Below are 19,776 nucleotides of genomic sequence, written 5' to 3'. Positions count from 1 at the left end.
AGAAAATTATATCCCAGAGGATTCTATAGGAAATATGTAACGAAAAAACTTCTTTCTTCTAAAGTGAAGACCCATGAATACCGATATTTAATATATGAAAAGAGTTTTTATTCTCCTTGCAATGCTTTTTACCGCAGGGATGACTTTTGCCGCTGATGCCAAGAACCACCTTACCGATGACCAGTTGGACTACGCGGAAATTGTAAATTCCATCGACTCTGTCGGAGTTCCATACATCAAAGGTGACTATGTTGTATTCACTGCGGAACACAATGCACGCCACATAGGAATTGCATTTGATTTTGAAGAATACAAGACAATACATTCTTTCCAGATCAAGAAATTTATGGACATGGAATATAAGGAGTCAGGATCGATCTGCTTTTACATTGCAAAGCTCCCAAAGAACGTCCTTGAATTCAACTATAGGCTTGTGATTGACGGACTTTGGACCGTTGACCCTTACAACCCAGACACGGTCTACAACAGGGAAGCAAACCTTACACTTTCCCATGTAGATGCATCACGGTACATTCCACCTGTGACAGAAAAATATGATGACGGTCTTGTTCACTTTGTCTACAGGGGAAAATCAGGGGAACAGGTAAGAGTCGGAGGAAGCTTTACCAACTGGGACAGCTGGATTTACAAGATGACGGAAGTTTCCCCTGGCCTCTATGAATTTGCATTGCCACTTCCACCAGGAAAATATGAATACGCCTTCTACACTGGAATCACATCTTTCCCTGACAAGGGAAATCCAGAGAGATGCTACACAGAGGAAGGCAAAATGGCATCGCTTCTTATCGTTAATTAAGCATTAAAAATGGAAGCCCTTAGGCAACTGCATTCCGCCTGGCAATTTCATATTCTGAAGCTGGCTCATGTCCATTCCGGCAAGCTGGTTCATCATCTTTGCCTGGGCACCGCGGTTGCGGCTGAGCTTCTTCATCGTAAGCTTTGTCTTCTCAAACTGCTTGATGAGCTTGTTTACTTCCTGTACTGAAGTACCGCTACCCTTTGCAATTCTTTTGCGGCGGGCTGGACCAATGATAAGGTGGTTCAACCTTTCCTTGTATGTCATGCTCTGAATGATTGCCTTCTGATGCTTGATGGCTTCCTGTCCCTGACCAAGCTGTGCTTCGCTGATCTGCCCCGCAAGTCCTGGCATCATGTCGATGATCTTTGACATGGAACCCATCTTTTCAACCTGCTCAAACTGTTCAAGCATATCCTGCAGAGTGAATTCGTTTCTCTGCATTTTCTTCTGCATCTTGAGTGCCTGTTCCTGGTCAACAGTTTCCTGTGCTTTTTCAACGAGGGAAACAATGTCGCCCATGCCGAGAATACGGCCTGCAATGCGTTCAGGATGGAACTGTTCGAAATCTTCTGTCTTTTCACCTGTACCGATGAAAAGGATTGGCTTTTCTGTGATTGACTTTAATGAAAGGGCTGCACCACCACGGGCATCAGAGTCAAACTTTGTGAGGATTACGCCTGTAAGTCCAAGCTGTTCATCAAAGGACTTTGCAATGTCTACGGCATTCTGACCTGTCATTGCATCGGCAACGAGAACTGTTTCAACAGGGTTCATTTCCTTTTTGAGCTGAACAAGTTCTTCCATCATGTCGCCGTCAATCTGAAGACGACCTGCAGTATCGATGATTACAGTATCAAGACCGTTTTTCTTTGCATAAGTGAGGGCGTCATTTGCAACACGGAGAGCTACCTTTGGATTTGCTTTTCCCGCAGCATCGGCAAGAGCCTGATCATCCTTGTAAACAGGCACACCGATTTTTTCACCAAGGACACAAAGCTGTTCAACGGCTGCTGGACGAACAAGGTCACATGCAACGAGCAAAGGACGGCGGCCGTCTTTCTTGAGTTTTGCCGCAAGCTTGTGGGCTGCTGTAGTTTTACCTGCACCCTGCAAACCGAGCAAAAGGATTACAGACTGAGTATCAGGTCCCTTGAGGGCAAGGTCTGTCTTTTTGTCGCCAAGCATGGCAGTAAGCTTGTCGTGGATAATCTTAACGAACTGTTGACCTGGATCAACTGCCTTGAGAACTTTTTCACCCTTTGCTTCTTCTATTGTAGAATTTACAAAGCGACGAACAACACGAAGGTTTACGTCCGCTTCAAGAAGAGCCATCTTGATCTGTTCAACTGTCTCTTCAATATTCTTTTCTGTGATGGAAGACTTTCCGCTTAAAGTCTTAACAATGGAGCTGAATGTTCCTGTAATTTTCTCAAGCATTTTTTTATATCCTTAAAATTTATAAAACTTATAAAATCAGCTCCCGCAAAGAACCAGGCCAAACCTGCTCTGGTGCAGCTTGGCTGCAAGTCGCATTTTGTCCCGAACCTTTGCTCCGCTGATTTTATACATCTCTTATTTTTTATGTGTATCAAGAAATGTGGTTATAAAATTCCAGTAACCTTAATCTCTTCCGAGAGGGGAAAATTGATTAGGCGTTCTTAAGAATTTCGTTCAAGCATTCTTCTGCGGTCTTTTCCTTGTTGAGGACTTTGTACAAAGTTTCGCAGATTGGAAGCTTCAAATTCTTTTCCACTATGATCTGATGAACATATTTGCAGGCAATGGCACCTTCAGGGAGATATCCTACCTTCTTTACGTTGGCAATGAGATCATCAAGATCCTTGAACTGGTCAAGAATGTTTGTCTTGATGATGTCCTGTCCAAACCTTCTGTTGCGTCCAAACCTTGACTTGCATGTAACGTCCAAATCACCTACACCGCTGATTGAAGAGAAAGTTGCAGAATGAGTTGCACCCATGGCAAATCCAAGCTGCTGAATTTCGCTCAAACCTGCTGCCATAAGAAGGCTTTCCGTATTGTCACCAAAAATAGGACTGTTCTCAGCAAGAGCATCCATGCTTCCGTAGACAACGGCAACAACGTTCTTGACTGCGGCGCAAATCTGTACACCGATTGTATCAAAAGATGCATACACCATAAGATTTGGAGCTGCACGCAAAAGGTCACGCATCTTTACTGCATTCCTATGGTGCTGGCTTGCAGAAATAAGCCCAGTTATTTTTCCGCTTGCAACTTCTTCTGCATGGCTTGGACCTGCAATATATACAGTGGCATCCTTGTAGCAAGGTGGAAGAGCTTTTTCCATTGTATCGAGAACAAGAGCAGGAAGTCCTGATTCAACAGGAACAAATCCTTTTGTAAGTGAACCGATTATCGTAGAACCGTCGGCAATGTTTGGAACATCAACAAAACGACTGATCGTAGAGGCCAGATAAAGCGATGGACTACCCATGATAAGGAACTGCTTTCCACTTGCAACTTCCCTGATGTCCCCGCTTGCCGTCAATGTTTCATTCAGCCTGTAGCCTGGGAGATAACGTTTGTTTTCATGCTCATTATTAATGGAAGAAACCACATCGTCTTCCATCGCCCAAAGCTGAACCTTGTGGCCACCTTCGGCAAGTGCTGTTCCTAAAGCAGTACCCCAGGCACCAGCTCCAATAATTCCGACTTCAAAAGCTTCCATATATAAAATCCTTTTCTTGAAGTGTCAAAACTCTATGTTTATCCTTTTTATGATACATCAGACAGAATAAAAACTCAAGAAATGTATTTTTTCGTGCAGCTTTCTGGCTTTTTTGAAAAATTTGCCTTTTTCAATGCCTTTTTAGTCACCCTGAGGTACAAAAGCATCAAAAAAGTTTATAAATTAACCGCATCGATAAAATTATTTTATAGGAGTTTATGCATGAAAAAAATATTGGCAACCGTAGCCTTAGTTTTTGCTGGATTATGTGCCTTTGCAGAAGAGAAGACCTGGACAAATTTTCTTGCCGTTGGCTGCAGACTTCCGACCAACACCACAATTACTGTAAAAGGTGAAAAGGAAGATTCAAACATCAAATTCAGGAACATAGCTGGACTTGATACATTCTACATCGGAACCAACAGATATGGATTTGCCGTCAAAGGAGAACTGAACATCAACGCCGCCAATTCAGACATCAAGATCTCCAACAGGAACAATCTTATTGCCATGAATGTAGAATGTACTTTTGGCGCAGGTTTCGCACCGTTACATGACGAACATTATTTTCTCGCCATTTTTGGAACAGTAGGAGGAACTTTTTTTGAAACTGAAGAAATCATGAAAACTTCCTTTGAGTTTTCCAATGCATTTGTAGGTGCAGACATTACCACTGCATACACATTCTCAAATCATTTTTCAATTTATGGTTCCCTTGGAGCACATTTCCTCCTCCCAGGTGAAGTAAAGGTAAAAAACCATGATGATGACAGCTATAAAAAAATCGACACAAAGGCATCATGGGCATTCATACCCGCCTTTGGCATGTGCTGGAAATTCTAGAAGATTTTCCACTAGAAATAACAAAATACATATTTAAAAATATTGATGTGCCTCCATTGCCTCCGAAAAAATCGGGGGCTTTTTTTCATAGCTTCATTCTGGAGTCTGCATTAAGCTTCAGTTTTTCAATAAAAGCAGAAACATATTCCAGCTGAAAATCTGCAATCCTGTCAGGTTCATGGGCATCAGTTCCAACAAGTATCCTTGCATTTTTGTATTCGCCTACAATCTTCCAGAATTTCTCCGACGGATACCTGATCCTTCCAAAGCCAGTTGTTGACCTGAAAATGTCGCTTGTATTTATTTCAAGGTAGACTTCATTTTTAACAGCAGACTCAATTATTGCCCTGGAACATTCTTCCATCTGGGAATCAAAATCTTCCGCCTTAAAACAGCGCATGAAAACATCGGGATGCACCATCTGGTTGAAAAGTCCAGAATCCAAGGCGGCGACGGCATTTTGAACATAGGCAGCCACATCCTTTTTTTCAACGCGACGGCTGCCAAAGTCTTCATGCACCTTGTTGTCCATGAAGTCATAAAGAATTCCATCGGCATAAACATAATGGATTCCAAGATTCATGAAATCAACCTTGGTTTTCATCTGCCTGTAGTAGTCGGCGTCAAACTGATTGTATTCACTTTCAAAACCCGCAAGGACATTAAGCTGATTTTTAAAGGCTGATTTAACGGATGCAACATCATTAAGATATGACTGCAGGTCAGCAAAATCCATCCTAAGTGACAGGGAACCAGAAAGCCTGATGTAAGGAGCAAGGACCTTTTTTGCATTTTCTGAAAGAGGGATGTGATCGGAAATGCCGATTTCCTTAAGGCCAGCCTTTACAGCTTCCTCTGCATATTCAGATAATTCTCCAGAAGCATGACGGCAGTATTTTGAATGTGAATGATAGTTGGCGTTGAACATTTGCAATCAGTATATCATAAATCAGGACGTATGTTATCTTTACTCAAACCAGTTTTCAACAACCAGATTACCAGATACATTCTGGATTGGCTCAAAGTCTGCAGTGTTTCTAGTCACCAATACCATTTGATTGGAAATTGCAGTTGCAGCTATCTGTGTCTCCTGAAAAGATTTTTGAATCCCATTTTGTCTTAGGCGAGAACGCAAATCCGCATGAATCCATGCACAATTTGAACTGTAATCAATTATAGGAAATATGGATTGAATCGTGTCTACGTAAAAAGAAAAAATCATGTCTTTCTTTTTTCCATCTGGCATGGTCTGTACTCCAAAGATCAGCTCATTCCATGTCGTACTTGAAATGGCACATCGATTTTTGTTTTCTTCAACTCTTGAAATGACATTCATGTTTGGTGCGGACTTTAGAAACTCAGAGATTATATTTGTATCCAGAAGATAGATCCTATTCATCCTGCATCAGCTCCTCTATATATTCTGATTCCCTTGCCGACTCCTGAGGTTCTTCCATCCGTAGAGATTCTAGATGTTGTTCAAAATCAAAATCATCATTTTTATCTATTCCATACTTTGCGCGGATTTCCTGGACGCATTCATAAATTGTTTTTTCTTTTTTTATGTGGCTTTGTAATTCCGTGAAATCCTTTAAATTTTGAATCACATAGGCTGGCTTTCCATGATTTGTTATGAAAATCGGCCCCTGCTCATCAGTAAGATGCAGGTAATATGAAAGCCTGTTCTTTGCCTCGAAAACTGGAATTGCGTTCATGGCCGCCTCCTTGGAGAAAATCTTATAACCAATATAAGATAGAAATAGCTATAAGTCAAATTTATGGCTATCTACACAAAGGTATAAGCAAAAAAAATCCCCGCCAGAAATTAATCCAGCGGGGGTCGCAGCCTGGCGGCTGCTACCGAGTTTCAGTTTCGGCCGCAGTCCGCGTCTGTTTTGCTTCTCAAAAACATCAAAACTTGCGGATAATTATGCCTTGTTAAGACGTTCCTCGAGGTCATCCAAAATTCCAGTCAACTCCTTTGGAAGGTGTGAACCGAACTTTGGATAGTGGTTTTCGCGGATGTCCTTAACTTCCTTCTTCCATCCTTCAACATCAACCTTGAGGATTTCTGGGAGAGTCTTCTTGTAGTAGTCTGCGAGACCGTCTGTGTTGAGGGCACCTTCTTTTGGCATGAATCCGATTGGTGTTTCAACTGCATTGTCCTTTCCGTCGCAGCGGTCGAAGATCCAAGCGAGAACACGGCTGTTGTCACCGTATCCTGGCCACATGAATCCACCAGGGAGTTCAGCATTGTTTTCGTCCTTGCGGAACCAGTTAACGTAGAAGATCTTTGGAAGCTTGTCCTGATCCTTTGCTGCTGCACCTACGTTTACCCAGTGCTGGAAGTAATCACCCATGTTGTATCCACAGAATGGGAGGATTGCGAATGGGTCGCGGCGGATCTTACCAACTTCTGCTGCGTTGATTGTAGAAGCTGCTGTGATTTCTGAACCTACGATAGAACCGAGGAATACACCGTGGTTCCATGAGCGTGACTGGTGTACGAGAGGTACTGTTGATGGGCGGCGTCCACCGAAGAGGATAGCGCTAATAGGTACACCCTTTGGATCTTCCCATTCTGGAGCGATACATGGACACTGTCCTGCTGGTGCTGTGAAGCGTGCGTTTGGATGTGCCATTTCTTCACCCTTAGGAGCCTTGTCCTTAGGGAATGCTGGGCGTGTGTTACCCTTCCAGTCAACGAGGTTACCAGTTGCTGGGTATCCGATACCTTCCCACCAAACGTCTCCGTCTTCTGTAAGAGCACAGTTTGTGTAGATTGTATTCTTTTCTGCTGAAATAAGAGCGTTCTTGTTTGATTCTGCAGATGTTCCAGGAGCAACACCGAAGAAGCCTGCTTCTGGGTTGATAGCGTAGAGCTGTCCGTCTTCGCCGTACTTCATCCAAGCGATATCGTCACCGATTGTTTCAACCTTCCATCCTGGGATTGTTGGGATGAGCATAGCGAGGTTTGTCTTACCACATGCTGATGGGAAAGCACCAGTTACGTACTTAACCTTTCCTTCTGGGTTTGTGAGCTTGAGGATGAGCATGTGTTCAGCAAGCCAACCTTCCTTGCGAGCAAGAACAGTTGCGATGCGGAGTGCGAAACACTTCTTTCCGAGAAGAGCGTTTCCGCCGTATCCAGAACCGTAAGACCAGATGAGTCCTTCGTCTGGGAACTGTGTGATGTACTTGTTTTCAACATCTGCACATGGCCAGATTCCACCGTCTGTTTCGCCATTGTTGAGTGGCTTACCAACTGAGTGGAGACATGGAACGAATTCTGCTTTTGGATCTGCATTGAAGATGTCGAGAACCTTCTTTCCAGCGCGTGTCATGATGTCCATGTTGAGAACAACATATTCAGAGTCTGTAACTTCTACACCGTTCTTAGAAATTGGTGAACCAAGTGGACCCATGCAGAATGGAATAACATACATTGTACGACCATGCATACAACCCTTGTAAAGGTTCTTCATTGTTGCCTTGAGTTCAACTGGGTCGATCCAGTGGTTTGTTGGACCTGCATCTTCTTCCTTAACTGAAGAAATGAATGTACGAGCTTCAACACGAGCTACGTCAGATGGAAGTGAGCGGAAAAGGAAGCTGTGTGGCTTCTTTGCCAATGGAGTTGCAAGACCTGCATCAACACATTTCTGCATCAAGCTGTCGTATTCTTCATTAGATCCGTCAGCAACAACTACGTTGTCTGGTTCACACATGGCAACGCATTCTTCTACCCATGCCTTGATTCCTGGGTGTTTAATGTCATTAAGAGTAAGAGACATAAATAACTCCTGTGGCTTAAAATCAGTTTTTATGAAACATCCTTCATTACAACGTAACCGGCTGTTTTCATAAGGTCCACGCATCAGCTGCAGACTGGCAAACGCCTACCGATTTTCACACAATAAATATACAATTTTTTCATTTCTAATTCAATAAATGTTAGAAAAATCTAAAATATGTTAGAATTATTATATATGGAAAACAACAAGTTCAATTTTTGCCCAGAATGTGGAAGCAAAAACATCCTTACGGAAGACAACGGAAGAAAATGGAAATGTCCCGATTGTGGATTTACCCTTTACAACAATGTCGCTGCGGCAGTGGGACTGGTCATCGTCAATTCACGGAATGAGGTACTTCTTGAAAAACGCGCAAAGGAACCACGCAAGGGATATCTTGCTTTTCCAGGTGGTTTTGTGGATCCTGACGAAACCTTGGACGAAGCCGCCCGTCGAGAATGCCGTGAAGAAATAGGAACGGAAATCTCTTCAATAAAATACATTGCATCATTTCCAAATACATACGAATACAAAAATGTGGTCTACAAGACATGCGATGTTTTCTTTGAGGCTATGATTGCTCCGCAGGCTGAATTGAAATTTCAGAGAAGCGAAGTTGCTGAGATTGTATGGTATCCTTGTGGAACAAAGGAAGATGTTGAGAAAATTCCACTCGCCTTTGATTCAGCAAGAAAAACTCTATTGACACGAATTTAGATTACTGTTAGAGTAATACCACTTTGGCGTCGTACCCAAGTGGTAAGGGACTGGTCTGCAAAACCACTATGCATCGGTTCGATTCCGATCGACGCCTAGCAAAAGAGCCTTCATCAAACGATGGAGGCTTTCTTTTTGCCCAACGGCCTTTACAAGCAAAGCTGGAGGCCGATTACATATAAGCCCCTGGCCCACGCCTGGGGCTGTCATTCCCGTATCAAGCACGGGAATGACATGTGCAGTACAGACTCAAGCATTTTTTTTATTTCCCTTTCGTGTTATATTTTTCCTATGAGTGTGAATTTCAATTTAATCCTATGCATTGCAGGTATTGCCATATGGCTTGTTTCATTCTTCGTGATGAATTCAAAAATCAATGCCCAGAAAAAAATCCTCAAGGAACAAGGCAAGAACATTCCAAAGGCAGAAACATCCTTTGGAGCTAGCCTCAGCCTTACCATTCTTGTAGAGCTTCTTCCTCTTCTGATTCCCATGAAATTCTTTGCTGAGGCCGTAGCATGTGTCTGTGGAATTTTAGGTGCATACATCGTGCTCAACGAAAGGCTCATAAACCTTAAGAAAGCTCAATGAAAAAATTCCTGTCCGCAGCATTCATTTTCCTCATCTCAATCGGTTCAGCATCTGGAAAAGAAAAAATCTTCCATTCGGAAACCAGATATTTTGACATCATATTTGATGAAAGCTCAAAAGACAGCGCAATGGAAATCCACGATTGTGCGGATGAATTTCTTGAGAGGCTTTGCATCCAGTACAAGGTTGAACCAGACTTCAAGATTCCTGTAGTCATTACATCAAGAACTGAAAATTACAACGCCTACTTCACAAACTACAACTACAACCATATTGTTCTATATGATACTGTCCCAGATGAATCCATGCTGGAATTCAGCAGAACGATAAGATCAACCTTTTTACATGAACTGACACACCTTGTTTCAACCAATGCAAGGAACGGCTTCTGGAAAAGAGTCGGGAAAATTTTAGGCGACACCTATAATCCAGGTTACTACATTACGACTACTTCTTTTTTCAAGGAAGGAGCCACCGTTACCCAGGAAAGCAGGGAAGGTGAAGGAAGACTGAACGACGGTTTTTTTCTGCACGACCTTAAGCAGGCAAAGATAAGCAACAGATTTCCTGGCTATACAGACAGCTTTGGAGCAAGATCAATATATCCTGTTGGATCCGATGCCTATTTATTTGGAAGCACCTTTACGGAATACATCATCGCCAAATATGGTATGGACAAGTACGCTGAATTCTGGCACAGGGGAACAAACAGCAACCGACTTACTTCTACTGCAGTATTCAAAAAAACATATGGCGTCTCAATGAAAAAGGAATGGAAAAATTTTTACGAATCCATTGCTGTTGACGGTATTGAAACCGATCCGACATCGCTTAAAGGAATTTCGAAATTCGATTTCAAGAACAGAAACCTTCATCTTTATTCGATCCTCGGCTTAAAGAACGGAAATCCCGTTGTCCTTGACAAGACGACGAATTCGGTCTTCATCGGAAAGAAAAAACTTTTTACAAATACACGGCTTCTTTCTGCGGGACTCAGCGGCAATTACATCGTTACTACGGAGACAGACCTAAACCATCTGGACGGAAAGGTGAAGGCAAGTTTTTTCAACATTGAGACCAGCAGATGGAAAACCCTTGATGGAAACGGTATAAAAAGCCTTTGCACGGTTGATAACAATGGTGAGGAATTCATTGCCTTCGTAAGTACTCATTCACAGAAAAGCAGACTTGAGATCCAGGGGCTTGGTAATGACACAAGGACCATACATGCAATTGATTTTGGGATGGATGAAATTCCTTACGGGCTTTGTCAGGACAACAATGGGAACCTCCTGTTCCTACTAAAGGAAGGTCTTGAATTTTCAATCTGCAGGGCTTCATTCACCAACGAGGAAATTGAAATCAGTTCATTCAAGCTTGATGGAATCAAACCGAGATTTCTTTCCGCTTGTGGAAGTATCGATGGTAAAACCACAGCAGTATTTTCTTTTGTTGAAGGCAGGAGTTTTCCAAGGCTTGCAACGGCAGAAATCAACGGCGATGAAATGAAGCTTTCGCTTTTGAACAAGGACATTTCAGGCGGAATCTATTCACCTGTACAGAGGGAAGGCAAGATCATCTATGCAGCAAAATTTTATACAGAAGGAGCCTTATACGAACTTGATCTGGAATCATTCCGTAGCGATATTTCAGAAGTATCAATAAAAGGGAAAATCAAGGAAACCATAAACAGTTCTACAGCTGAGAATGGCATCAAAGATGTGGGTGAATTCAATTTCTCTGAATACAGGAAACTTCTTTATCCACGACAGACAATCGTTCCCTTATCTTCCCTTCAATCCTACTACATAAGTCCTTCTGTATATTTCACAGACGAGCAGGACTGTCTTGGAGAACCCACTCCATATCTTCTTGGCATTACAGTCATCAAAAGCAATCCATGGGACACAAGACACGCAGCCTTGACCGCAGGATACAGTCCCTTAAAAAACGCAGGTGGTGCGGGAATGGCTTTGATGGCTAAATCCTCCAGCGGTAACCTAAGCTTTACAGATTCTGCAAATTCAATATTTGACAAAGATGGTTTCATGCAGGTCAACAACAGCTTTACCGCATCTCTTGAAATGAAGTTTGGAAATATTTCAAGGTTCATTATTTCTGAATCAAATTTTTTTCTTTACGGCAAGGATGACATGGATAAGAAAACCAAGGATAAATATTACCTTAAGGAAGATCAGACCAAGAAGAACTACATTTACGACAAGAACACCATTTCTTTGCTTTACAGCACAATACACAGGATGGGGGCAAGAACACAGCAGACGGGAGGAATCGCAGCTGGCATCAACCTTAAGAACGTCTATGCAACAACCGATGCAGAAAAAAAAGATTCCATATTCAACAGGATGCTACACTACAAAAATGACAGCCTCCAATTTTCTCAGTTCTATCCTTCCATTGAAGTCGCATTACCTGGAATTCTTCCTATCGATTGCAAGGGAGCATTCACATACAATCTTCCTGTACGCTCATATGTTTCGCTGTGCCAGTTCAATGACACTTTTTTGACTGGAATAGCCGAAGCTGTTCTTTTCTCTTGGGAAATCCAAAAAGGTATGGGAGCAATCCCATTGTATGTAAACACATTGACCTTGAAGGCAAACTATCAGGAAGATTTTCTTACTGGACTCAACAGAAACATGGAGATAGGAAATTTTTCTGAAGACCTTCAAAACATTGGAGAAATGCTCCATGACCGTTATGTTGGAAGCAGCCTCATACTGAATTTCGCAGGCAACACAGGTGCACTTGCCAATCCAGGAATCAATATTTCCTTATCATGCAAGGTTCTTCATTGTCTTGAAGGCAGCAATAAAGGCAATACAAAAATTCTTTTCAATTCCATGTTGAATTTTTCTTTGTTCTAGAATAAAAGGAAGTCAACTTGAAAATTTTAACCTTGGATTATAAACTAATCTCAATATTTTTCTGGAGTCATTTAATGAAGTTTTTTCGATTTATTCTGTTATTCCTGATTTTTTCTGCTACAGGTGGATCTATATTTGCACAGAAAAGAAACCTGGACTTCTGGAGCAATATTCCAAACGAGCAGCTGGCAGAAGAACTTACGGACAGAATGGATGACGAAGAACTTTTGGCACAGATCCTTATGTTCGGATGGGCAGGAGCAGAACCTAGCGATCTTTTGAATTCCTGGGTTACGCAACGAGGTCTTGGCAGCGTAAAGGTTTTCGGCTGGAATACGGACAACATTCAGAAAGTCGCAAAATCAGTGCGCATACTTCAGCAGGAAGCCGCAGAACGCCCTTTTAAAATACCTCTTTTTGTAGCTACAGACCAGGAAGGCGGCTGGATCCGTCATGTAAAGGGAGACACTTCAGACACCCCAGGAAATATGGCAATCGGTGCTTCTGGCTATCCAATCGACGCATATTACTCGGGCTTCTACATCAACAGAGAAATCCGCGCTCTTGGAATCAACATGAATTTTGCTCCGACAGTGGACCTCTATTCAAATCTGGATTCCAGCGTAATCGGTCCCCGTTCCTTCGGTGCAGATCCTGTCAACGCAGGAATTCTTGGCGAAGCATTTTCACGCGGTTCATTGGACGCAGGAGTAATTCCAACCGCAAAGCATTTTCCAGGTCACGGCGACACAAGTTTGGACAGTCATGGAAGACTTCCCCAAATCGAAATTGACGAGACAACACTTTACAACCGTGAACTCATTCCATTTAAATTCCTTATTAAAGCTGACATTCCTGCCATCATGAGCGGACACCTTTCCTTTCCTCAGATTGAAAGTGACGGAACACCAGCAAGCCTTTCGAAAAAGATGCTCACTGATATTTTGCGCGGACAGCTTAAATACGAAGGCCTCATCATTACCGACGACATGATGATGAACGGTGCGACTTTGTTTGCAGGTTCCTTTGCAAAAGCTGTGACCATGGCAATCGAAGCTGGCAACGACATCATAATATCATCCTCTACCGCAAACCTTTACGACAACCTTTGGACGAACAACATCAGATATATGGAAAGCAATCCGGAATTCAGAGCTAGGGTAAAGGATGCAGCACGCAGGGTAATCCTTGCAAAACTCAGGTACTTCAAAAGCGAAAACCATGCTCCACTTTATCCTGATGAAAATACAATTTACGAACACATTCCAGACAAGGAAGGACAGAAATTTTTCCTTGAACAGGCATGTCGTTCCATCAGCGTATACAAGGCAGAAACTGCACTTCCGTTCAGTCCCCAGGAGAATGAGAAAGTACTTGTGGCAGGTCCTTTCCTTTCCCTCTACAATGAAGCAAGAAGAAGATATCCAAACGTTTCTACATTCCACTTCAGCTATGAGCTAAGGCGCGACGAAAGCAATTTTGACGAATGGAATGCAGCACGTCTTACTCAGGTTGCAGACGGATTTGATACGATAATAATTGTTGTCTATGACAAGCACACGGCAAACATCGCAAAAAGACTGCGCTACATGGACAAGAAAGTAATCATTCTTTCCATCATGTCGCCTGTCCATATCCTTAAGGATTTTGAATGGGCAGACACCATCCTTTGCGGCTACAGCTACTCAAACTATTCCTTTGCCGCGTTGTTTGGTGCATTGAACGGAGAATTTGTTCCAAAGGGAAAAATCCCGTTGGATTGATTTTCTAGCACTCCTGCTCTCCAAATTGCGAGAGCATTTTTCTTAACGTTGCATAAAGCTGCACGGCTTCTTCTTTTGGAATCTGAACACAGGCGCCGATTTTTGCGGGAATATCCACGGCTTTTTCACGGAGAGCCATTCCCTTCTCGGTGATCGTTACAACGAGAAACCTTTCGTCTGTCTTTGAACGTACTCTTGTGACAAGTTCCTTTTTTTCCAGAGTTTTAAGGAGCGGCGTAAGGGTTCCGGAATCAAGAAGAAGTTTCTTTCCAAGTTCCTTTACGCTCATCTCCCTGTGTTCCCACATTACCATCATCGCAATGTACTGCGTGTAAGTCAGATCAATCTCATTCAAGAATGGAGTGTATCTCCTGACAATTTCCTTTGAAACCGCATACAGGGGAAAACACAACTGATTGTCCAGCTTCAACACGTCATACTTATTGCTCATCTTATGCCTCTTCTTCCAAAGGGGACTTGTAGTTTGGATCTTTTGATGCAAGGTACCCTGCCCTTACAGCCTTTGCAAGCTGGTCGCTGCATGAAGTCGGTCGTCTTCCGCAGATGATTCCAGACAGTTTTGCTTCAATCTGATCCACAGTCCATCCATCCAGAAGCAACGGAATCGTCTTTAAATTTCCATTGCATCCACCCATGAATTCTATGTTCTTTACGATGTCCCCGTCAATATCCATGTTGATTACTTTTGAGCATGTGTTTTCTGTAAGATAGTCAAAATGAAACATCCTAGAGAATCTCCTTTACCTTTTCGGCAACTTTCTTGATGCTTGCTGTAGGCTCGAACCTTGCAACGATTTCTCCTTCCCTGTTGACGATGATCTTTGTGAAGTTCCACTTGATCTTTCCGTTGTTCTTGTAGTCTTCATCCATCTTCTTTACGATTGGTTTAAGAATTACAGACATAGGTCCACTGAATCCTTCAAACTTTGTATTTTCAGTGATCCACTTATAAAGCGGAATTGCATTGTCGCCGTTTACTTCAATCTTCGAATACTGAGGGAAAGTTATTCCGTATCTTCCAGTGCAGAAGTCGTGGATTTCTTCATCGCTGCCCGGAGCCTGGTCTGCAAACTGGTTGCAAGGGAAGTCGAGAACTTCAAGCCCCTTGTCCTTAAGTTCCTCATACATTTCCTGCAGTTCTGAATACTGAGGTGTAAAACCGCAGCCTGTCGCCGTGTTTACGATCACCAGTACCTTTCCCTTGAACTGTGAAAGTTCAACCTTGCTTCCGTCCTGTGCTTCTACTGTGAAATCAAATGCATTCATAAAATAACCTCTGATAGATTGCACGCAACTAAATTGCGTTCGATTTATTACAATTAAATTGTATACAATCTACTTTTCAAAGTCAATGAATTTGCTGATTTTTTTCTGCTGCTAACAAAAATTTATTCTGCGATTTCGATTTTGTTCCGGCCGTCGTTCTTTGCCTTGTACAAGGCTGCATCGGCGGAATTAAACCAGTCGGATTTTTCCATTCCTTCTTTTAAAACGGAAATACCTGCGCTGAAAGAAAATTTTTCTCCGGGAGCAAAATCATAGGATATTGAACAGAATTCATCTTTAATTTCCTGAACACGATTTTTTACAAATTCAAGATCCTCTGTTTCAAAGGCAAGGACGAATTCTTCACCGCCAAATCTAAAGGCATGTCTTCTTCCGCCCATCTTTTCCTTGATTATTCCCGCAAGAGCAATAAGAACTTCATCACCTGCAGCATGACCATACGTGTCATTTACATTTTTAAAATGATCAATATCCATAATCACAACAGTAGGCCTGTAGCTGCCCGCAATGAACTTTTTCAGGTAGGCATTCATACAGCCTTCAAGAGCAGCCTTGTTATAAAGTTGCGTCATGGGTTCAATTTTCAATTCCTCAATGAGGGTTTTCTGTTTTCTATAGTTGTTGAAAATATAACGGAATTGAACTTCCTGTGATTTGGCAAGAACATTGCAGACAATGTAGCTTACCACAAGCAATGATCCTAAAACCAGTACAGAAATATTTTTGTGCGTAGGATCAAGATCAGGTCGTTTTATGTAAAATGCTATCGATGAAAGGAAGAATGGAACTGCATTTATGATTGAAATATTTCTTAAAATTTTTCTGTCTCCAAAAATCATGCTTACATAAATCGGAATGGTAATCAGATACATTACAAAAGAAAAATACACATTGCAGATTGCAATACTTGAACAGCAGACCATTACGGAAAAGCAGACCAGGTAGGTTCTTGCAGATTCCGCCAGTTTTTTACTGTGCGCAGCAAAAGAACAGCAGGCGGAAGCCAAGATGACCAGAATGTCCGGCCTTATGACTCCCCTCCACAGATAAAGCGCAATGGAATAATCAATAAGGCCTTTTTTCCAGAATCCATTTGAAAGATACATATAGAAAATTAAAAGCTGTACTGTCAGAGAAAGTCCTGCTCCAATCCAGCAGACTGCCGCTATTCCTTTCTGTATTTTTCTGAAATGCCTGCCACGGTATTCTTCAAAGTTCATGCTTAAAATATAACACCGTTTTTCTGTTTTTACAGTTCTATTTTGGAGACCAGCTTCAATTCAGATGAAGCTTTTTGAATTGCCGATTACCGGGGCAGTTCATTGCATTTCTCCCGACAACCGGCCAAATTAGAATTCCAGGAACCAGATTGCTTTTACTCTATGCATTTCGCTAATTCTTCTTCTGTTATTCCTGTAATCTTAAAAATCGTTTCAAAATCAATGCCACATTCCAACATTTTCTTTGCATTCTCAAGATTTTTCTGATTAGCTCCCTGTTGCAAGCCTTGTTGCATTCCTTGCTCGATACCCTGTTGCAAGCCTTTCTCCATCCCCTGCTGAATACCTTGTTCGATACCTCGTTCGATACCTTGTTCGATACCCTGCTGAATACCCTGCTGAATGCCTTGCTCTATGCCTTGTTCCAGACCTTTTGCCATACCGGTTTCTATGGCATGACGCTCTGCCGTTTTCATATCAGAAACATGCATCCAGTATCGACTTTCATGATACCAGTTCATTTCGTCCTGACTGACATGTTCAAGTACTGTCACTGCCATGTTTATCCCCCTGTTATGAGCGCAAAGTTCTTTTATATAAGCCTGCTTATCTTTGTTGGAAGCGTATAAAAAGAATTTACCCCACATCTGAGTTTTCGTCAATTTTGATACATCATCAGGGAGCTGCTTGATTTTCGGCAATTCAATGAAGATGATATTGAGAAGATTTTCTATCTGACGGCCGCTTTCATTTTTCATTGTATACCAGTTGATGCAGTTTTCTTCTTCCGAATCAAAAATAAAATTTAGAACAGAAATCTGAAAAACCTGAGGAACATCCTGCCACTCTTTTCCACGCGGAGTATAATGATTCAACAGATGGGCAGCATGATATTCAGCACGCTTGCCATAACAGGCATTCTCATTGCGCCCCTGCATTTCAATGTTTACCGCCTTGCCGTCAATTTTGCAGTTGATGTCGAATTCAGACTGCTTGTCATCCAAAGCTTCTCCCGAAAGTTCATTAGGTTGAAGAACCACATCTGTAACCTGTTTTTCCAGAATGTCGGATAGAAAACAGGTCAAAGCATCGCGAGATTCATCAGAATCATCCGTAAAAATAATTTTGAAGGTTGGATCTGCACAAGGATTTAAAAGTGCATCACGAGATGGTCTATAAGTTAATGCCATACACGTCTCCTGAAATTGGAATAAAGACACTACTGTGCCTTAGTCCTTCAGTCCCAATCCTGAAGACGTGTGGTAAAACTCGTATAGCTGGTAAAAGAATCACAAAGATTCAATCAGTCATAATAAAAATATTGGGAAGCTAAAAGCACCAGCTACAACCGTTTACAGAACTAAAGTAGTAAAAATCAAAAAAGAAATCAACCGTCGGAGCAGCGGAAGGTTTTCGCCGTGAGCAGCCTCCTTCCTTTCCCGGGACTTTTTTTACAATGACAGTCCATCATACCCACCGGAAAAACATGACCTTAAAGAACTTCAGCAAACTTCTTCCGCTGAATAAACTTGCGGAGGCGAAGTTCTTCCGATGCGCAGACTTTGAGGCCGGCGACTGAAGGGAGTCCGATACCTTTAGGCCTCAACCGTCGGAGCACGCGGAAGGTTTTCGCCGTGAGCAAGTTTATTCAACTACATAAAGATTGTCTCTTCTTTAACATTTTTGTTTTTCCGTTTACTATATAAGCATGGACAACATTTCAAAATTTTATGCAGATGCACAGAGATTAAAGAAGCACTACCGCGCGGAACACAACAACTATGACGGTGGTGAAGTATGCGGTCAGATCAAGGAACTTTTTGGACGCAACAACGGCCATGTAAAATCCCTTGCCCTTTCCTATGCCGACTACTGGTACGACACCTATATCATGAATTCTGCGGAAATGGAAAACGAACCTACGGAACAGCATCTTAAGGTTTTAGGCTCGATCCAGGCACTTATCGACAATGATCCTGAACAGATTACGGAACTTACTCAGGAAGACTGGAGGGAACTTTGCGACCTTACGAACTACGAGGCAGATGACCTTCCCCTTGAACTGCTCAACGACATGATGATCCTTTTTGTCGACCACCAGGCCTGCTAGAACCATGAACGAGAATCTTTATTCCGCCTGCACTCAGTGTCCAAGAAACTGCAGCATAGACAGAAGCAACGGAAAGTGCGGTTTCTGCAAGGAAACGGAACAGCTCAAGATCGCCACAGCCTGCCTTCATTTTGGCGAAGAACCTCTCATCACGGTTTTTGGTGGAAGCGGAACTATTTTCATCACTGGATGCACACTGCGATGTTCCTTCTGCCAGAACTACCAGATAAGCCAGCAGGGAATGGGAAGCGCCATAAGCAAAGAAGAATTCGTTGAGATGTGCCTCAAGCTTCAGAACCTTGGGGCTGAAAACATCAACATTGTTACAGGCAGCCACCACATTCCAAAGCTTGCTGAATTCTTAGGAGCTGCAAAAACTTCAGGACTCAGCATCCCAATCACATGGAATTCCAGCGGCTACGAAAGTGTTGAAAGCCTTGAGCTTTTGCGCGGCATTGTCGACATCTGGCTCCCAGACTACAAGACAGTAAATTCCATCATGAGCAAGGAACTTTTTGCGGCGGAAGATTATCCGTCAGTTGCTAAAAAGGCAATTCGCTGGATGGTAAACAATACTCCAATGGAAATCGTTGAAGTTGAAAAAAACGGCGAAAAGCGCGAAAAGATGATGAAGGGAACCATCGTGCGCCATCTGGTTCTTCCGGGCCGGCTCGAAGATACAAAGCTTACTTTGGATTGGCTCAAGAAAACCTGCGACGGAAAATCCTGCATTTCCCTTATGTCCCAGTATACTCCCGTTCCTTTTGAAGGTTCTGCTGAAGAACTTGAGTGGAGAAAAAAATCCCTCGGTGCTTTCCAGAACCGCCTCATGAATACTGAAGAGGACAAGACCTTGAGAGAACTAATTGACAGCTATGATTTTGAATACCTTTTCTATCAAGATTTGAGCGATGACACAAGCTGGCTGCCAAACTTTACCAGAATCCAGCCTTTCAGCAATGTACTGGCAAAACCGATCTGGCATTGGAGGGAAAAATTTCTTGATCTATGATGA

General features: G+C 42.5%; 19 protein-coding genes and 1 tRNA gene. 9 read left to right on the top strand and 11 right to left on the bottom strand.

The window, feature by feature from the left end; all coding sequences use genetic code 11:
• Nucleotides 1-94: 94 nt before the first annotated feature.
• Nucleotides 95-817 carry a glycogen-binding domain-containing protein gene (locus ACKI39_RS02740; RefSeq protein ID WP_407397422.1) on the top strand — a complete coding sequence of 241 codons (723 nt, stop codon included), beginning with the start codon at nt 95-97 and terminating at the stop codon, nt 815-817.
• Nucleotides 818-820: 3 nt separating this feature from the next.
• Here the strand turns inward: ACKI39_RS02740 and ffh are convergent, their stop codons facing one another.
• On the bottom strand, nt 821-2,257 hold the full coding sequence (gene ffh, locus ACKI39_RS02735; RefSeq protein ID WP_407397420.1) for a signal recognition particle protein: 1,437 nt from the start codon (nt 2,255-2,257) through the stop codon (nt 821-823).
• Between the two features lie 211 nt (nt 2,258-2,468).
• Nucleotides 2,469-3,527: an NAD(P)H-dependent glycerol-3-phosphate dehydrogenase gene (locus tag ACKI39_RS02730; protein ID WP_407397418.1), complete on the bottom strand. Its 1,059-nt coding sequence runs from the start codon at nt 3,525-3,527 to the stop codon at nt 2,469-2,471.
• A gap of 222 nt (nt 3,528-3,749) precedes the next feature.
• Here ACKI39_RS02730 and ACKI39_RS02725 point away from each other — a divergent pair, with 222 nt between their 5' ends.
• A complete protein-coding gene (locus tag ACKI39_RS02725; protein ID WP_407397416.1) occupies nt 3,750-4,370 on the top strand; it encodes a hypothetical protein in 621 nt (206 codons plus the stop codon).
• Nucleotides 4,371-4,455: 85 nt separating this feature from the next.
• On the opposite strand, the gene ACKI39_RS02720 is transcribed toward ACKI39_RS02725, so the two are convergent.
• From ACKI39_RS02720 to ACKI39_RS02705, 4 genes are all read right to left on the bottom strand, one after another.
• Nucleotides 4,456-5,298 carry a histidinol-phosphatase HisJ family protein gene (locus ACKI39_RS02720; RefSeq protein WP_407397414.1) on the bottom strand — a complete coding sequence of 281 codons (843 nt, stop codon included), beginning with the start codon at nt 5,296-5,298 and terminating at the stop codon, nt 4,456-4,458.
• Nucleotides 5,299-5,337: 39 nt separating this feature from the next.
• Nucleotides 5,338-5,769, bottom strand: a complete 432-nt coding sequence (locus tag ACKI39_RS02715; RefSeq protein WP_407397412.1) for a type II toxin-antitoxin system VapC family toxin — start codon at nt 5,767-5,769, stop codon at nt 5,338-5,340.
• On the bottom strand, nt 5,762-6,085 hold the full coding sequence (locus ACKI39_RS02710) for a type II toxin-antitoxin system prevent-host-death family antitoxin (RefSeq protein ID WP_407397410.1): 324 nt from the start codon (nt 6,083-6,085) through the stop codon (nt 5,762-5,764). Before ACKI39_RS02710 ends, ACKI39_RS02715 begins: the two co-directional genes overlap by 8 nt.
• A gap of 213 nt (nt 6,086-6,298) precedes the next feature.
• A complete protein-coding gene (locus tag ACKI39_RS02705) occupies nt 6,299-8,164 on the bottom strand; it encodes a phosphoenolpyruvate carboxykinase (GTP) (RefSeq protein WP_407397408.1) in 1,866 nt (621 codons plus the stop codon).
• A gap of 195 nt (nt 8,165-8,359) precedes the next feature.
• Between ACKI39_RS02705 and ACKI39_RS02700 the strand changes: the two genes are divergently transcribed.
• From ACKI39_RS02700 to ACKI39_RS02680, 5 genes are all read left to right on the top strand, one after another.
• On the top strand, nt 8,360-8,881 hold the full coding sequence (locus tag ACKI39_RS02700; RefSeq protein ID WP_407397406.1) for an NUDIX hydrolase: 522 nt from the start codon (nt 8,360-8,362) through the stop codon (nt 8,879-8,881).
• Between the two features lie 25 nt (nt 8,882-8,906).
• Nucleotides 8,907-8,978: transfer RNA gene (locus ACKI39_RS02695), tRNA-Cys, on the top strand.
• Between the two features lie 194 nt (nt 8,979-9,172).
• Nucleotides 9,173-9,472, top strand: a complete 300-nt coding sequence (locus ACKI39_RS02690) for a hypothetical protein (protein WP_407397404.1) — start codon at nt 9,173-9,175, stop codon at nt 9,470-9,472.
• Nucleotides 9,469-12,360, top strand: coding sequence for a hypothetical protein (locus ACKI39_RS02685; protein WP_407397402.1), 2,892 nt, complete (start codon nt 9,469-9,471; stop codon nt 12,358-12,360). The genes ACKI39_RS02690 and ACKI39_RS02685 overlap by 4 nt, the downstream gene beginning before the upstream one ends.
• A 74-nt stretch (nt 12,361-12,434) precedes the next feature.
• Nucleotides 12,435-14,123 (top strand): glycoside hydrolase family 3 protein, encoded by a 1,689-nt coding sequence (locus tag ACKI39_RS02680; RefSeq protein ID WP_407397400.1) that lies wholly within the window; start codon nt 12,435-12,437, stop codon nt 14,121-14,123.
• Between the two features lie 4 nt (nt 14,124-14,127).
• On the opposite strand, the gene ACKI39_RS02675 is transcribed toward ACKI39_RS02680, so the two are convergent.
• The 5 genes from ACKI39_RS02675 to ACKI39_RS02655 all read right to left on the bottom strand — a co-directional run bounded on the left by ACKI39_RS02675 (nt 14,128) and on the right by ACKI39_RS02655 (nt 17,841).
• Nucleotides 14,128-14,574, bottom strand: a complete 447-nt coding sequence (locus tag ACKI39_RS02675) for a MarR family winged helix-turn-helix transcriptional regulator (RefSeq protein ID WP_407397398.1) — start codon at nt 14,572-14,574, stop codon at nt 14,128-14,130.
• 1 nt (nt 14,575) lies between these two features.
• Entirely contained in the window at nt 14,576-14,869 is a 294-nt protein-coding gene (locus tag ACKI39_RS02670) for a TIGR03905 family TSCPD domain-containing protein (protein ID WP_407397396.1), read from the bottom strand.
• Nucleotide 14,870: 1 nt separating this feature from the next.
• A complete protein-coding gene (locus ACKI39_RS02665) occupies nt 14,871-15,410 on the bottom strand; it encodes a glutathione peroxidase (RefSeq protein ID WP_407397394.1) in 540 nt (179 codons plus the stop codon).
• A gap of 122 nt (nt 15,411-15,532) precedes the next feature.
• Nucleotides 15,533-16,651 (bottom strand): GGDEF domain-containing protein, encoded by a 1,119-nt coding sequence (locus tag ACKI39_RS02660; RefSeq protein WP_407397392.1) that lies wholly within the window; start codon nt 16,649-16,651, stop codon nt 15,533-15,535.
• A gap of 155 nt (nt 16,652-16,806) precedes the next feature.
• On the bottom strand, nt 16,807-17,841 hold the full coding sequence (locus tag ACKI39_RS02655; protein WP_407397390.1) for an Rpn family recombination-promoting nuclease/putative transposase: 1,035 nt from the start codon (nt 17,839-17,841) through the stop codon (nt 16,807-16,809).
• 518 nt (nt 17,842-18,359) lie between these two features.
• Here ACKI39_RS02655 and ACKI39_RS02650 point away from each other — a divergent pair.
• Both ACKI39_RS02650 and ACKI39_RS02645 read left to right on the top strand, forming a co-directional pair.
• On the top strand, nt 18,360-18,761 hold the full coding sequence (locus ACKI39_RS02650) for a hypothetical protein (RefSeq protein ID WP_407397388.1): 402 nt from the start codon (nt 18,360-18,362) through the stop codon (nt 18,759-18,761).
• 4 nt (nt 18,762-18,765) lie between these two features.
• Complete coding sequence (locus ACKI39_RS02645) at nt 18,766-19,773, top strand: radical SAM protein (RefSeq protein WP_407397386.1); 1,008 nt, start codon at nt 18,766-18,768, stop codon at nt 19,771-19,773.
• Nucleotides 19,774-19,776 lie beyond the last annotated feature (3 nt).

This window comes from Treponema sp. (genome assembly GCF_045641405.1).
Taxonomy (GTDB): domain Bacteria; phylum Spirochaetota; class Spirochaetia; order Treponematales; family Treponemataceae; genus Treponema_D.
This window is presented reverse-complemented; position numbering and strand designations above follow the sequence as displayed.

Coding starts and splice junctions, on each gene's coding strand:
- ACKI39_RS02680 (WP_407397400.1), top strand. CDS start 12,435: ATGAAGTTTTTTCGATTTATTCTGTTATTCCTGATTTTTTCTGCTACA.
- ACKI39_RS02670 (WP_407397396.1), bottom strand. CDS start 14,869: ATGTTTCATTTTGACTATCTTACAGAAAACACATGCTCAAAAGTAATC.
- ACKI39_RS02730 (WP_407397418.1), bottom strand. CDS start 3,527: ATGGAAGCTTTTGAAGTCGGAATTATTGGAGCTGGTGCCTGGGGTACT.
- ACKI39_RS02715 (WP_407397412.1), bottom strand. CDS start 5,769: ATGAATAGGATCTATCTTCTGGATACAAATATAATCTCTGAGTTTCTA.
- ACKI39_RS02655 (WP_407397390.1), bottom strand. CDS start 17,841: ATGGCATTAACTTATAGACCATCTCGTGATGCACTTTTAAATCCTTGT.
- ACKI39_RS02700 (WP_407397406.1), top strand. CDS start 8,360: ATGGAAAACAACAAGTTCAATTTTTGCCCAGAATGTGGAAGCAAAAAC.
- ACKI39_RS02740 (WP_407397422.1), top strand. CDS start 95: ATGAAAAGAGTTTTTATTCTCCTTGCAATGCTTTTTACCGCAGGGATG.
- ACKI39_RS02685 (WP_407397402.1), top strand. CDS start 9,469: ATGAAAAAATTCCTGTCCGCAGCATTCATTTTCCTCATCTCAATCGGT.
- ACKI39_RS02725 (WP_407397416.1), top strand. CDS start 3,750: ATGAAAAAAATATTGGCAACCGTAGCCTTAGTTTTTGCTGGATTATGT.
- ACKI39_RS02710 (WP_407397410.1), bottom strand. CDS start 6,085: ATGAACGCAATTCCAGTTTTCGAGGCAAAGAACAGGCTTTCATATTAC.
- ACKI39_RS02720 (WP_407397414.1), bottom strand. CDS start 5,298: ATGTTCAACGCCAACTATCATTCACATTCAAAATACTGCCGTCATGCT.
- ACKI39_RS02675 (WP_407397398.1), bottom strand. CDS start 14,574: ATGAGCAATAAGTATGACGTGTTGAAGCTGGACAATCAGTTGTGTTTT.
- ACKI39_RS02650 (WP_407397388.1), top strand. CDS start 18,360: ATGGACAACATTTCAAAATTTTATGCAGATGCACAGAGATTAAAGAAG.
- ffh (WP_407397420.1), bottom strand. CDS start 2,257: ATGCTTGAGAAAATTACAGGAACATTCAGCTCCATTGTTAAGACTTTA.
- ACKI39_RS02645 (WP_407397386.1), top strand. CDS start 18,766: ATGAACGAGAATCTTTATTCCGCCTGCACTCAGTGTCCAAGAAACTGC.
- ACKI39_RS02665 (WP_407397394.1), bottom strand. CDS start 15,410: ATGAATGCATTTGATTTCACAGTAGAAGCACAGGACGGAAGCAAGGTT.
- ACKI39_RS02660 (WP_407397392.1), bottom strand. CDS start 16,651: ATGAACTTTGAAGAATACCGTGGCAGGCATTTCAGAAAAATACAGAAA.
- ACKI39_RS02705 (WP_407397408.1), bottom strand. CDS start 8,164: ATGTCTCTTACTCTTAATGACATTAAACACCCAGGAATCAAGGCATGG.
- ACKI39_RS02690 (WP_407397404.1), top strand. CDS start 9,173: ATGAGTGTGAATTTCAATTTAATCCTATGCATTGCAGGTATTGCCATA.